This is a genomic window from Candidatus Zixiibacteriota bacterium (assembly GCA_036397555.1).
Classification (GTDB): Bacteria; Zixibacteria; MSB-5A5; order WJJR01; family WJJR01; genus DATKYL01.
On record DASWIS010000035.1, the window covers coordinates 92,287 to 106,776 of the forward strand.

A 14,490-nucleotide genomic window follows, 5' to 3' on the forward strand; every position below is an offset into this window, starting at 1 on the left:
ATACCGGCATGAATGATTCAGTCGACAGCCGCGAGCCGTTGGCGGCGAGGATGCGTCCGCGGACATTGGCGGAGTTTGTCGGGCAGGAACACCTGATCGGCCCCGGCAAACCGTTGCGCCGCGCGATCGAGTCCGACCGCATCGGCTCGATGCTGTTCTGGGGGCCGCCCGGATCCGGAAAGACAACGCTCGCGGCGATCATTTCGAAGATGACCGGCTCGGACTTCATCAACTTCTCGGCGGTGCTCTCGGGAGTCAAGGAGGTCCGCGCCGCGGTTGAACGCGCCGAGAAGCGCCGCGCCTTCGACGGCGGCCGCACCATCCTCTTCGTCGATGAGATTCACCGGTTCAACAGAGCCCAGCAGGATGCCTTCCTGCCGCATGTCGAGTCGGGTACGCTCGTGCTGATCGGCGCCACTACGGAAAACCCGTCGTTTGAGGTCAACTCAGCGTTGTTGTCGCGACTGTCGGTGTGGATGCTGCATGCGCTCTCCGAGGACGATCTGGTCACGCTCATGAAACGCGCCCTCGCGGATGCCGAACAGGGATTGGGCGAGTGGAAGATCCACTCTCCGGACGAATCGCTGCGGCTGATCGCGGCGCTGGGCAACGGCGATGCGCGCCGCGTGCTGATGATTCTCGAGGCGGCAGCCGATGATCTGCGCCATCGGGCCGAGCCGGATCGGACGCTCACGGCGGGCCTGGTGCGCGACATCGTGCAGCGCAAGACCGAGTTGTATGATAAGTCCGGCGAAGAACATTACAACCTGATCTCGGCGCTGCACAAATCTCTGCGCGGCTCCGATGCGCAGGCGGCGCTGTATTGGCTCTATCGGATGCTGGAAGGCGGCGAGGATCCGCTCTACATTGCACGCAGACTGGTGCGATTTGCGTCGGAGGATATCGGTCTCGCCGATCCCAGAGCATTGACCGTCTGCATCGCCGCCAGGGATGCGTACCATTTCCTCGGCACCCCCGAAGGGGAACTGGCCCTGGCCGAGGCGACGATCTATTTGGCCTGCGCGCCGAAATCGAACGCCGTGTACCGCGCCGAAGGACAAGTGCGCCGGGTCATTGCCGAGAACCCGTCACTTCCTGTCCCCATGGTCATCCGTAATGCCGTAACGCGCTTGATGAAGGACACCGGCTACGGGAAGGGGTATCTCTACCCGCATGACAGCGACGAGGCGATTGTCGCTCAGGATTATCTCCCTGATGCGATCCGGGGACAGGCATTCTATCGTCCCACCGATCGCGGGGAAGAAAGGGCCCTCGGTGAACGGCTAAGCCGTTGGGAGAAAATGAAGGCCGAAATGAGGGAGAAGCCCGCCGCGACTGACCCACCGTGAATCGGGATCGGTTTCTGGGTTGAGGAAGTACGCCGCCCGGTCGAAACACCAATTATCGCTGGACGCCGCCCGTGGCAGCGATTAGACTCGCGTTAGCCACCCTGCGGGTGCAGGTCAAGCCCGGGGCGCCTCCCGCCGACACAAAGGAGTGGTTATGGCAATGTTCAAAGGAAAAGACGACGACACCGGCATCGCCCCAGACGGGGGGAGTAATATGAATACGATCATCGGTAAGGATACCACTTTCTCCGGCAATCTGGAAGTGTCCGGCACTCTCCGTGTCGACGGCGTGGTCAAGGGCGAAGTCAGTGTGTCCGATACGGTTGCTGTCGGGCCGACGGGACGGGTCGAAGCCAATGTCAAGACCAAGAATGCGGTTGTCTCCGGCACCGTAAAGGGGAATATCCACGCCTCCGAGCGCATTGAACTGCAGGCCAAGGCCAATATTATCGGCGATTTGATGACAAAGTCGCTGATCATCGAGCAGGGCGCCGTCTTCCACGGCAATTGCAAGATGAACCAGAACTTGGGCCAATCCGGTGTTGAGCGTCCTGTGCCCGTCAAGAGCGACTCGCTGCCCGTGAGCACCGCTCCTAAAGCCCCCGCTTTTACAGCCGAAAAAACACGATAAGGGCGGTCTGCCGTTGCGAGGGATCGGCAACGGCAGTAATCGGTAGCAATCCGGCACCGAAGCGACCCTGCGGCCTCGTGGACCGGGATCGGTCTGCGGCCAGATCACGCCGGTGGCCGCCAACAATCGATGATCCGGGAGTCTGTGTGACCTCTCTGGCTTTTCTGCCCGTCATTGCCGCGACACTCTTCATCGTCGGGATCCTGGCATTGGGCTTTCTGCTCTGGCAGATTCTGCGCAGTGCCCGCATGACCGACCGGGAACGTAAGTACCAGACCGGGATCTGGCGATCCGATGTTCGTCGCGCGGCGGCGGTTGTGGGAGGGCTGCTGGTCATCGGCGTGGCCAATCTCGTCTTTTGGCTCAGCAGCGAATTGAGAGCGTTTTCACCGGTCGCACCCGGCCTGCCCATCGGGATGGTCGGAGTGATCAACGAATCCGACGGCGTACCGCGTCTGGTGTTCAGCTCGATCGACCGCCATGGCCGCGAGATCTACGAAATCGTGCCGGTCCGTGACGCGGCATTCCGGATCGCCGGCGAGCGAATCCACTGGGCGCCGATCCTGGCATCGCTGGGTTTGGACGATTTTGCCAAGGTGACCGAAGTCAGCTTCCATCCGGAACCCAGAGACGGAGTCCTCACGTCGGCAACCTACCACACAAACATCCGAAGTGGTCCGACACGTCTGTACCGGCAGCTCGGCCGGTTCCGCAAATGGCTGCCGTTTGTCGAGGTTCAACGGCTGCAGTCGCCCCCGTACAACTCCAACGAGGAATTTTCCGCCCAGCTTTTCGTCGACACGACCGGTATCACTCTGCAGTAATCCGCGCCGCCGTGCGTGCGGTGAGGAACTCCCGTGCGGCGATGCTGTACCAAGAGTCACGCATGATCTCCCCATGCTCACTTGGGGCGACGGGAGCGGCAGGCCGGACGGCCCCCAAGAGGGGAGCTGCGGCAAAGCGGTTGACCGGACTGTCTGAAAACGACGATACTAATGGATTGTGTCACGCGGGGTTGCATGGCCCCGACATCCGGTCCAACGACATCCTCGCCAAGGAGCGAACGCACCCATGTCCGACAGTGATCTGCACGCCGTTGAAGACCTCAAATCGTCGTATGCCGCGCTCAAGGCGGAAATCGCCAAGGTGATCGTCGGCCAGAATGAAGTCATCGAACAATTCCTGATTGCCATGCTCTCCAATGGGCACTGCCTGTTGGTCGGTGTGCCCGGTTTGGCCAAGACGCTGTTGGTCTCGACCGTGGCAAGGGCGCTGGACCTGAAGTTCTCCCGCGTTCAGTTCACCCCCGACCTGATGCCATCCGACATCACCGGCACCGACATCCTCGAGGAGGATCACACCACCGGCAAACGCATGTTTCGGTTCGTCAAAGGGCCGATCTTCGCCAATATCGTGTTGGCCGACGAAATCAACCGGACTCCCCCGAAAACCCAGGCGGCTCTCCTGCAAGCGATGCAGGAGCATGAGGTCACCGCCGGCGGTGAGACATTCCGTCTCGATGAGCCGTTTTTCGTGCTGGCAACGCAAAACCCCATCGAGCAGGAGGGAACCTACCCCCTGCCGGAAGCGCAGTTGGACCGGTTCATGTTCAATATCTTTGTCGACTATCCCGACGAGACCGATGAAAACACCATCGTCCGCACGACGACCTCGGCGGCGACTGCCGATCTGCGTGTGGTGATGACCGCCGAGAAGATCAAGGCGCTGCAGCAGTTGGTCCGACGCGTCCCGGTCTCCGATTATGTGATCTCCTATGCCGTCTCACTGGCTCGCGCAACCCGTCCCAGCGCCAATGGCGCGCAAGCGTTGCCCTATATCAAAGACTGGGTATCCTGGGGCGCAGGGCCGCGTGCAGCCCAATATCTGACCTTGGGCGCCAAATGCCGTGCCATCCTCGATGGCCGCCCGACCCCGTCGGTCGAAGACGTCCGGGCAGTCGCCCGTCCGGTCCTGCGTCACCGGATAGTGACATCGTTTAACGCTGAAGCCGACGGCGTCGGCACGCTCGACATTGTAGAACGCCTGCTCAATGACGTGAAGGCGAAGGAGTAGGGCCCCAGTCTCTGTGCATCTTGGAGTGAGCTTGCTGACCGCGATCTGATACGCCCCATGCCCACCACCGACTACCGAAAATTCCTCGATCCCGATGTCATCTCCCGGCTGAAGTCGATGGAGCTGAAGGCGCGGCTGGTGGTCGAGGGGTTCATCACCGGGCTGCACAAGTCACCCTATCATGGATTCTCCGTCGAGTTCGCCGAGCATCGGCAATACATGCCCGGCGATGCGATCCGTAACATCGACTGGAAAGTATTCGCCAAGTCCGACCGCTATTTCGTCAAAGAGTTCGAGGAAGAAACAAACTTGAAGTCATACATCCTGCTGGATGCTTCGCGCTCGATGCACTACACCTCCGGCAAGATCAGCAAGTTCGACTATGCCGCCAGTTTCGCGGCCGCGCTTTCATTTCTGATGCTCAAGCAGCGGGATGCCGCGGGCATGGTCGTTTTCGATGAGCGAATTCGTCACTATGTCCCGCCCAAATCGGCCTCCGTGCATCTGCACGCGCTGTTGACCACGCTGGCCGGTGTCGAGCCGTCGGGTGCGACCAATGCCGCCTCGGCCCTGCACGAGATGGCCGAGCGCATCAAACGGCGTGGACTGATCATCGTGCTCTCCGATCTGTTCGACGATCCCACACGGGTGCTGGCCGGGCTGAAGCACTTCCGTCATCGGAAACACGAGGTGCTGGTGTTTCACATCCTCGATCCGGCCGAACGTGATTTCACTTTCACCGAAGAGGCATTGTTCAAGGATCTCGAAACCGGGGAAGAAATCTCGACACTGCCCTGGCAGATTCGCTCGGAGTATCAACGGTCGCTGCGCGCGCACGTCGACCGTTACCGGCGCGAATGCCGCAGCGCCTTTATCGACTATGTACCGATCGACACTCAGGTCCCGTACGACTTTGCGTTGGTCTCGTACCTGTCCAAGCGTCAACGTTTGTTCTGAACCGATTCAACTGATCCGGAAGGCACCAGACTGATGGCCAAGACATCCAAAGCCGGCGCCGATGGTCCGCTGGTCGGCGCGCACATGTCCATTGCCGGCGGCGTGTTTAATGCCGTGCTCCACGCCGAGACGGCCGGCTGCGATTGCGTGCAGCTCTTCGTCAAATCGTCGAACCAGTGGCGCGCCAAACCGCTCACCGAGGAGGAGGTCGCGCAGTTTTCCGCAGAGCGCAAGCGCACCGGGATCGATCCGGCGATCGCGCATGCGTCGTATCTGCTCAATTGCGCGTCGCCGGATGCGGCGCTGTGGGAGAAATCACGCGATGCGCTGCTGGTCGAATACGAACGCTGCGATCAGTTGGGGATCGCCGGACTGGTGTTCCATCCGGGTTCCCATATGGGCACAGGTCCCGAACAGGGGTTGGAACGCATCGCCAATGCGATCAACCATGTGCTGTCGAATACGCCAACGGGCCAGACGCTGATCCTGCTGGAAACGACCGCCGGGACGGGCGCGCATCTGGGTGCGACATTTGAAGAACTCAAGGCGATTCTTGACAAGGTCGATCGCGGTGAACGCGCCGGCGTCTGCCTCGACACTTGCCACATCTTCGCGGCGGGATATGACATCCGCACCGAGAAGGGCTATAAGGACACGATGAGCAGTTTTGATTCGGTCATCGGCCTCAAGCGGCTCCATGCGATCCACTGCAATGACTCAAAGTATGATTTCGGCACGCGCAAGGACCGTCACGAACATCTCGGCAAGGGCTTTATTGGCCCCGATGCGTTCGGGTTTCTCATGCGCGATCCGCGTCTGAAACGTGTCCCCAAACTGCTGGAGACGCCGAAGGACGAAGCCGGCAAATTCGACAAGATGAACCTCGCCTTCCTGCGCAAGCAGGCGGGCGCGAAACCATAATCGCACGCGCTTGCATGCTGTCAATGCATCACCCAAAACCCCGATCGCTGCGGCCGCTGGTACTGTGCGCTTTGCTAGCGGTGTCTGCGCCCGGTTTGGCTCTCGCCCAGAATCCGGAGCGGACACAGCCGGGAACCCGCCTGCTCATCTCGGTGACCGAGCAACTCGACGCCGACCCGCCGGAGTCGCAACGCATCGATTCGCTGGACGTGGTCATTCCGTTGGGACGCGAGGCGACACTGCATGCGGCGAATTTCACGCTGTATATCACGGCCACCGAGGCGGGCTCTGAGGCGGTCAGTCTACGTTACGGACTATACCGGTTCGGCCCCAACCCGACGCCGCTGTTCGAGGACGTCCACGTCGAGTACGGCGTTCCTTTGCTCATCGATCACGTCTCCGGCAAGGGGAAGTCGACTTACCGCGTTTCGATTCTGCCGTCGCGCGTCGAATTCGTCCCGTCGCGATCCCTGTCACCGAACGACACGACCGGCTGGCGGGTGGCCCCGGCGACGTATCACGAGTTCTTTGCGACACAGTTCTCATTGGCGGTCTTTCATGCCGACCGCTTGCGCCCGATTCTTGAGAACGAGTACAACACACTGCGCGATACGTTCAATCTCACTGCGCACGGTAAAGTCAGCTACTATTTCATCGATGGCGTCTGCGATGAGTTTCCCTTCGACGACGCCACCGGCCTGTCGGTCGATCCGTCACGCAACCGCGTCGTGTCCCGCTATGACGCCGATGTCAGCACGGTCAATGTGCAGGGATCGATGCTGGTCGGCCTGTATCGCTGGTGGGGATACGCGCCGGCGCTCCTGGCGCTGGGCGCATCGGCGTATGCCGATCTGTCCGACCACGAAATCCTTGGCGACTGGGCCGCCGGACGGCGCATTGCCTTAGACTCGATCGCGACGACGATCGGTTTTAAGCGGCGCGATCCGACGGCTGCTTTACATCACGCCGCCTCGTTCGTGCGCTGGCTGATCGCGACGCATGGTCGCGGTCAGTTCCGGGACCTCTACGACCGCGCCACCGATCTGTCGGTGCACCGCGCCGTGTGGTCGGTGTACGGCAAGACTCTCGGCGAGCTGGAAACCGACTGGGCGCAATACTTGAACGCGCGAACGTTTTCTTCCGAGGAACTCTACAATGAGGCGATACGGGATCGTTACTACCATCGGCTGGAGCGTTCGCTGCGCCTGCTGGAGGAAGCGGTGACGGTCGCGCCGTTGCCGGAGCCGACGGTGCGCCGCGATCTGGGATACGCCTACGGACACATCGGCGCCTGGGAAAAATCATCGTCGGCATTCTACTGGCTCTACAAGCGTTTCCCACAGGAGTTGTCGTATTACACGCTTTTGGGCGAGGCGTATTGGGCGCAGGGCGACTGGGTCAATGCGGCGCTGGCCTTCAACGCGCTGGTCGAGCAGGACAGCATCAACGGACTGGCGTTCTTGCGCTTGGGGGACATCCAGTACGACCGGCGCCGGGTGGACTCGGCCGTGACGCTCTGGCAGCGGGGACTGGTGTCTCGAACCGCGCCGCGCACTCACGCCGATCTGCTGTTACGCATCGGCCGGAGCCTGCGTGATGACCCCAAAACTTATTTGGCACGGCCGTATTTCGTCGAGGCGCTGACGATCGTCAATCAGCAATTGGAAACAAACTTCGGCGATCCGGGTATCTGGGCACAAGCGGCGGAAGCGCTCATGGAGCTGGACAGTCTCGATGTCGCGTTCCAGCACTTGGAAGCAGCCGCCTACATCGCCGATGCGGTGGTCGACCGTGCTCACATCGCGCGCCTGATCGGCCAATGCCACGACCGACGCGGTGAGCGCGCGCTGGCAATCGAAGCGTACGATCAGGTTTTTGCGATGCCGTCACCCTACGCCGAACAAGTGGCTGCGCGCGACTTGATCAACAAACCCGATAACGGGCGTCGTTTGAACTGATGAACTTCTTGAATTCCGCCATCCTCGCGGGACTGGCCGCCGCGCTCGTGCCGCTGCTGATTCACCTGCTGAATCGGCGACAGCTCCGCACGGTCGAGTTTTCGTCGGTGATGTTCCTGCGCGATTTGCGCAAGACGCGGATGCGCCGCCTCCAGTGGCGACGCTGGCTGCTGTTGACCATCCGCACGCTGATGATCGCGCTGGCGGTGCTGGCATTTGCGCGTCCGGCTCTGAAAGGCGGGTTGTTCGCCGCATTGGGTTCGCGCGCGCGGACAACAGCCGTGCTCGCCGTCGACCGTTCCGCCTCGATGGCGCTGGAAACTCCCAACGGCACGGCCTACGACCGCGCGCAACGTAAGATTGCCTCGATGGCCGATCTCTGGGGTGAAGGGGATGAGGCGATTGCCCTGCCGTTTGACATCCACCCGCCGCCGACGCTGCCGCCGACCGCCGATATCGCGGCCCTGACCAAACGTCTCGCGGAAACACCGGTCGGAAATGCCGGCACCGATGCCGGCGCGGCCATCACCGCGGGGCTGGCCGCCTTGCGGCAGTCGGAGAATCTCAACCGCGAGTTGTATCTCTTCAGCGATTTTCGCCGCGAGGGATTCATCCACACGACGATCGCGCCGCCGCAGCCCGGCGACGGGAATGTGACGATCTATGCGGTCGACGTGTCGGAACCGGGTGCTTACGACCTGGGTGTCGGCCGGGTGAATCTTGAAAACCAGTTGATCGAGCCGTTGTCGCCGTTTCGTCTCAGCGCCACCGTCAGCAACAACACTGATGCCGACGTCGACAAACTACTGGTCAGTCTGTTCATCGACGGGCGACGCATTGCCCAAAACACCGCCAACGTCGGACCGGGCGCGAGTGCAACAATCACCTTCGATGCGGCGGTGGAGTCGCCGGGGGTGCACGATGGCTTTGTCGAGATCTCCGCCGACGACAACACGCTCAACAACCGCCGGTATTTTGCCGTGACGGTCCCCGATCGGATCAAGGTTCTGCTCGCCGCCGATTCTCCGTCCGGGCGGCTCGCGGCCGGTTTGGCGCTGGCGCCCGATCCGACGGCGCAGCGTCGCATCGACGTCACGCATGCGACAGTCGATGATCTGCCAGGGACTAATCTCTTCGATTTTGATTGTGTAGTGATCACCGACTGGCGTTCGCCGCAGCGCGCGGTCGTCGATCATCTGACCCGTTATGTGCGCGCCGGAGGGGGAGTTTTCGCGGTGCCATCGTTCGATGCCGACACCACGTCATGGAACATGCTGCTGGCCGGGCCGTATTTCTCGCGCCGCCTCGGACAGCCGCCGTCATTGCCGGAGCCCGATCGGTACTTTGTCTGGGAAGACTTCGACTGGAGCCATCCGATCTGGTCGGTCTACGCCGAGGTCAGCCGCGAGAAGATTCCCGAGCTGCGCTGGTATGCGATCTTCCGTACCGAAGGCGATGACGTCGGGCGCACGTTGGTCCGCTTTTCCGGCGGACGCCCGGCGCTGCAGGAAATCCACCTCGACGCGGGCAAACTGTTGGTCCTGTGGACGCCGATGAATGCGCCGTACACCAATTTTCCGTTGCGTTCGATCTTCGTACCGTTCATGAACCGGCTGGCTGAGTACTGCGCCGCCGATGTCGGCGAACGGCGCGGCGATTTCCTGGTCGGCGAACCGATCAGCCGCGAATTGACGTCGGCGCTCTCGGCCGACGCCGTCCTGGAGGTGATCGCTCCCGACGGCAGCCGCCTGATGCCAGGTATCGACCGGGGAGCGACTCAGGTGCGCATCACGCTCGACGGTCGTCCCGATCCGGGAGTTTACCGTGTGGTGGCCGGCTCCGGCGGCGATGCCGCCATCGATGCCTTCAGCGTCAACCTCGACCCCCTGGAGACTGCGCCCGCGCAAATCAGCCGTGAGGAGCTGACGCGGCGGCTGGAGGGATATAACGTGGTCTTTGTTGACGGCGAGGAACCATTGACGGCCGCCGTCAATCAGATTCGTTACGGCACCGAGATCCGTCCCGCCTTCCTCTGGGCGGTGGCGGCGCTGTTTTTCCTCGAAATGCTGGTTGCGCGCACGCGCAAACGCGAGATGCCGCTCTCCGGGGATGCGATCGGTGAACCCGTGCGCGCGGCGGCGATCGCCGCCGAATAGCCCGCCGGTTTCCCCAGCACCGGGATTCCAGGTGCATGTCCGATCCCCGATCCGCTTTCTTGTCTCGCATGATTCTGGTCGCGCTCCATGGAATCGGCAAACGCTACCCGACCGGAGTGGTCCTCTCCGGCATCGACTGGGAGATCAAGTCCGGCGAGAAGATCGCGTTGGTCGGGCGCAATGGCTCGGGCAAGTCGACGCTGATGGGCATTCTGTCGGGACGCATGACCCCCGACGCCGGAATCCGGACGCTGGGGCGCGGCGTGCGCATCCTCGAGCTGGATCAGATTCCCGACCGCACGATCGAACAATCGTTGTTTGAGTATGTCCGCGATGCCCGCGCCGACATCCTCGCGTTGCGTGCGCGTCTGGATGAATTGACGCGGGCGGTGGCGGCGGCTCCCGACGACGAAGATCTTCACACGAAGCTAGGCGGGGCGCAGACGGAGTTTGAGCATCTCGGCGGGTACGATCTGGATCGACAGGTCGAGGTAACGTTAGGCGGCCTGGGTTTTCCGACCTCGGCATGGCGACGTCGGGTCGGCCTGCTCTCCGGCGGCGAACGGACCCGGGCCGAGTTGGCCCGGTTGCTCCTGCGTCCGGCCGATCTGTTGCTGTTGGACGAACCGACTAATCATCTCGACATTCCCGCGGTCGAGTGGCTGGAGACATTCCTGACCGAATCGACTGCCGCGGTCGTGCTGATTTCGCACGACCGCGTCTTCCTCGAGCGTTTTGCCGGAAGTGTCGTCGATCTGTCGCACAAGGAATTGGAGTTTTACGATGGCGACTACGTCTACTACCGCCGCGCCAAGCCCGAACGCCGCGCCCGGCAGCAGAAGGCATTTGATCTGCAGGCGGCCGAGATCGCCCGTATCGAAGAGTTCATCGTCAAAAACATTGCCGGACAGAAAACCAAACAGGCGCAGTCCCGCCGTAAAGCGCTCGGCAAGCTCGAGCGTCTGGAGCAGCCCAAGGGCGACGGCGCGACGATGCGCCTGCGCTTTGAAGCCCAGCGGCGGTCGTTTCGCGAGGTGCTGATTGTCGAGGACCTGAGCAAATCAATCGGCGAACTGACACTGTTGGACAATGTATCGTTCGCCTGCGAACGCGGCGACAAGATCGGCGTGATCGGCCCCAACGGCTCGGGGAAATCGACGCTCCTGCGTATGCTGATCGGCGACGATGTGGATTACGATGGCACCATCCGCATCGGCGAACGGGTCAACATCGCCTACTTCGACCAGCATCTCGCGACACTCGACGGCACCGGCACTGTCATCGACGAAATCTGGAATGCGCACCCGCAGTTTGAGGCCGGACCGTTGCGCAGCTATCTCGCGCGGTTTCTGTTCACGGGCGATGATGTCTTCAAGAATGTCGTCGACCTCTCCGGCGGTGAGAAAAACCGACTGGCGCTGGCGCGGTTGATGCTTACGAATGCGAACTGTCTGGTGCTCGATGAGCCAACCAATCATCTCGATGTCGACGCGCGCGAGGTGCTCGAAGAGGCACTGGCGCAGTTTGAGGGCACCGCCATCGTCGTCAGTCACGACCGGCGATTCCTCGATCGCTTCACAACAAAGATTCTGTATGTCGCCGATGGCGGCGTTGCGATGTCGCTGGGAAACTACTCCGACTGGTCTCATCGGCAACAACAGGACGCCGTGTTACGTGCAGCAGCCGAATCGCCAAAGGAACCATCCGACGCCGCGCAACAGTGGCAGGAGCAGAAGAAAGCCCGCTCCGAACAGCGCCGCATTCAGCGCAAGCGAGAAGAGATTGAATGCCAAATCGCCGAGACCGAACGGGGTTTGGAAAGAATCGAAACCGAACTCGCCGACGAATCCAGCGCCCGCGACTGGCAGCGGCTGGCAGCGTTGACCGAAGAACGCGCGACACTCTACGAGCGGCTGACCGGATTATACAGCGCACTCGAAGAGTTCACGATCTCCGATACAGAAGGGCCTGCGCCGTGATGTCTCCCGCCCTCGGGTAACGGTCCTATCACGTCACGGACCTCCCAGTTGCTGCAGAACTGTCTTCTCCCCACGTCGAAATTGCTTCGAAACCGTGGGCCGCCTCTGCCTGCGGGACTGCTTCTCCACCCACTGCCGGAAAAACCGCCCCGATTCGATCTCACGCAGCAATCGCCGCATCGCGCGACGCGTGCCCTCTGAGATGATCTCCGGCCCGGCAACGGCTGCGCCATACGCTGCGGTCGGCGAGATGGCGTCGTACATCCCGGCCAATCCATCGCGCTTGATCAGATCGACGATCAGATCAATTTGATAGACACATTCGAGGTACGCCGCATGCGGCGGATGCCCGGTGCGAACCAGAGTCTCGACGCCTGCCTGCAAGAGCGCACCCAATCCGCCGCAGAGAACCGCCTGCTCACCGAACAGATCGCCCACCGCTTCGAGTGCAAATGTCGTTTCGATGGCGCCGGCGGAAATGCAGCCGACCGCCCTGGCCAGCGCCAGTCCGATGGGACGTGCCCGTCGGCTGGCATTCTGATACACAGCGAAGAAACAGCCGACACCGTCGCGCTGTCCGCGCAATTCACGGAGTCGTTTGCCCGGTCCCAACGGCGCAATCAGCACAACATCGACGCCCTTCGGTGGTTTGACCATGCCGAAATGCACCGACGATGCGTGTGCAAACACCAGCATCTGCCCGGTTCGGAGATTGGGACGAATGTCGTATGTGAACAGACGCCCGTGCAGATGATCGGGGGCAAGGACGAAGATAATGTCCGTATTGCGAACCGCATCTCTTGGTGTGACGACGGCCAAGCGGTCGCGACGGGCGGCACGTCGCGAACCGCTGCGTGGCGGTAGCCCGACAATCGGCGCAAATCCCGCGTCGCGCAAGTTCAACGCCTGCGCGCGTCCCTGGGCGCCATATCCCAGAACGGCGATGCGTTTCCCTTTTAGCGGTCTGAGTGGCGCAGTTCGTATGACACGCATGGCCACGATAACTCAGGATTCATTCTGTGCCAGTCGGCCCTGGGGCCGACGGTCATCGCGCAACGATGAGATCGCGACGAACGAAGTCGCCCGGGTCATCGACCCCCGGCCCCCCAGAGGCTGACCCGCACACTTCGCCACCAGCAGGCCACGGCCATCATAGCGGACAAATCGTTACGACTTCAAGCTGTGATTGGAAATTCGCTACTCGTAGCGCAGCGCATCGATCGGGTCCAATAGCGCGGCTTTGCGCGCCGGGTACATCCCGAAAAAGATGCCGACCACCGCGGAGAACCCGAATGAGAGCAGGACCGACTGCGGCGAGACCAGCGTATTCCAGCCGTAGAAGCGCGCCAGCGCCACCGTCAGCCCGATCCCCAATGCGATGCCGACGATCCCACCGATCACCGCCAGCGAGGTCGATTCGATCAGAAACTGTGTCAGGATGTCGCGACGGCGCGCGCCCAATGCCATGCGCACGCCGATCTCGCGCGTGCGTTCGGTGACCGAAACGAGCATGATGTTCATGATGCCGATCCCGCCGACCAGCAGGGATACGAGCGCCACCGACGCCAACAGCGCGGTAAACGTCTGCGTGGTCTCGCCCAATGTGGCGCTGACGTCGTTGTTGGAGCGTACCGAAAAATCGTTCTCCTGGCCTTCAGCGAGATTGTGACGCCGCCGCAGGACATTCTCAACTTCGACCGTCGCCAGGTCCATCAGACTCTCATCGGCGACGCGCAGCGTGACCGACCCGTACGTGTCGCGTCCCAACACACGATAGAGCGCTGTCTGCAACGGCACTAAAATCATGTCGTCGGGATTAAACCACCCCTGCGATCCCTTCTCCTGCAGCACGCCTTTGACCGCGAAGTTGATGCCGCGAATCTTGATCGTGCGGCCGATCGGGTCATCTTCGCCGAACAGATTATCGGCGACGATCTTGCCGATGACACAGACGCGCTGCCGTCGCGCGTCATCAGAAACCGTGAAGAACTCGCCGTTGGCGACCGGCGAATTGCGCACCCATTCGAAGTCGGCGGTCGTGCCTGTCACGCGAGTGTTCCAGTTTTTGTTTTCGTATTTGACCTGATAGGAGCCGCTGGCTTCGGGTACGACGGCGGTGATGGAGGGACACTCCTTCGCCAACGCATCCGCGTCATCCTGATCGAGCGATTCGACGGCGCCCGCTGCCAGTCGCACATGCCCCATCATCGAAGCACCCGGTCGAACAAAGAGCAGATTGGCGCCCAGAGACGTGATGCGATCGGTGACCGCCCGCTGGGCCCCGGTGCCGAGCGCCACCATGGTGATGACCGCGGCCACTCCGATGATGATCCCCAGCATGGTCAGCGCCGAGCGCATCTTGTTGGAGCTGAGCGCGGTGGTCGCCACACCCATGGCTTCGCCCAGACTGATGCCGGAACCGACGCGTACGCCTGTGTCTGATGAGCTCATGTGCTCCGGATTGCC

11 protein-coding genes are annotated in these 14,490 nt (G+C 61.7%); 9 read left to right on the top strand and 2 right to left on the bottom strand.

Going from position 1 to position 14,490, the window contains the following annotated elements:
• Positions 1-8 precede the first annotated feature (8 nt).
• The 9 genes from VGB22_10950 to VGB22_10990 all read left to right on the top strand — a co-directional run bounded on the left by VGB22_10950 (position 9) and on the right by VGB22_10990 (position 12,024).
• Positions 9-1,349, top strand: coding sequence for a replication-associated recombination protein A (locus tag VGB22_10950; GenBank protein HEX9751785.1), 1,341 nt, complete (start codon positions 9-11; stop codon positions 1,347-1,349).
• A gap of 154 nt (positions 1,350-1,503) precedes the next feature.
• Positions 1,504-1,980 (top strand): polymer-forming cytoskeletal protein, encoded by a 477-nt coding sequence (locus VGB22_10955; GenBank protein ID HEX9751786.1) that lies wholly within the window; start codon positions 1,504-1,506, stop codon positions 1,978-1,980.
• Between the two features lie 146 nt (positions 1,981-2,126).
• Positions 2,127-2,804, top strand: coding sequence for a hypothetical protein (locus tag VGB22_10960; protein HEX9751787.1), 678 nt, complete (start codon positions 2,127-2,129; stop codon positions 2,802-2,804).
• A gap of 247 nt (positions 2,805-3,051) precedes the next feature.
• Positions 3,052-4,053, top strand: coding sequence for a MoxR family ATPase (locus tag VGB22_10965; protein HEX9751788.1), 1,002 nt, complete (start codon positions 3,052-3,054; stop codon positions 4,051-4,053).
• Between the two features lie 57 nt (positions 4,054-4,110).
• A complete protein-coding gene (locus VGB22_10970; GenBank protein HEX9751789.1) occupies positions 4,111-5,010 on the top strand; it encodes a DUF58 domain-containing protein in 900 nt (299 codons plus the stop codon).
• Between the two features lie 33 nt (positions 5,011-5,043).
• On the top strand, positions 5,044-5,931 hold the full coding sequence (locus VGB22_10975) for a deoxyribonuclease IV (protein HEX9751790.1): 888 nt from the start codon (positions 5,044-5,046) through the stop codon (positions 5,929-5,931).
• Between the two features lie 95 nt (positions 5,932-6,026).
• A complete protein-coding gene (locus VGB22_10980) occupies positions 6,027-7,889 on the top strand; it encodes a hypothetical protein (protein HEX9751791.1) in 1,863 nt (620 codons plus the stop codon).
• A complete protein-coding gene (locus VGB22_10985) occupies positions 7,889-10,045 on the top strand; it encodes a BatA domain-containing protein (GenBank protein ID HEX9751792.1) in 2,157 nt (718 codons plus the stop codon). Before VGB22_10980 ends, VGB22_10985 begins: the two co-directional genes overlap by 1 nt.
• Before the next feature lie 68 nt (positions 10,046-10,113).
• The gene (locus VGB22_10990; protein ID HEX9751793.1) at positions 10,114-12,024 is read left to right on the top strand and encodes an ABC-F family ATP-binding cassette domain-containing protein; all 1,911 of its coding nucleotides are present in this window, start codon (positions 10,114-10,116) and stop codon (positions 12,022-12,024) included.
• Between the two features lie 33 nt (positions 12,025-12,057).
• Here VGB22_10990 and ilvC read toward each other — a convergent pair whose 3' ends face one another.
• The gene (ilvC, locus tag VGB22_10995) at positions 12,058-13,017 is read right to left on the bottom strand and encodes a ketol-acid reductoisomerase (protein ID HEX9751794.1); all 960 of its coding nucleotides are present in this window, start codon (positions 13,015-13,017) and stop codon (positions 12,058-12,060) included.
• A 204-nt stretch (positions 13,018-13,221) separates the two neighbouring features.
• Positions 13,222-14,475: an ABC transporter permease gene (locus VGB22_11000; GenBank protein ID HEX9751795.1), complete on the bottom strand. Its 1,254-nt coding sequence runs from the start codon at positions 14,473-14,475 to the stop codon at positions 13,222-13,224.
• Between the last annotated feature and the right edge of the window lie 15 nt (positions 14,476-14,490).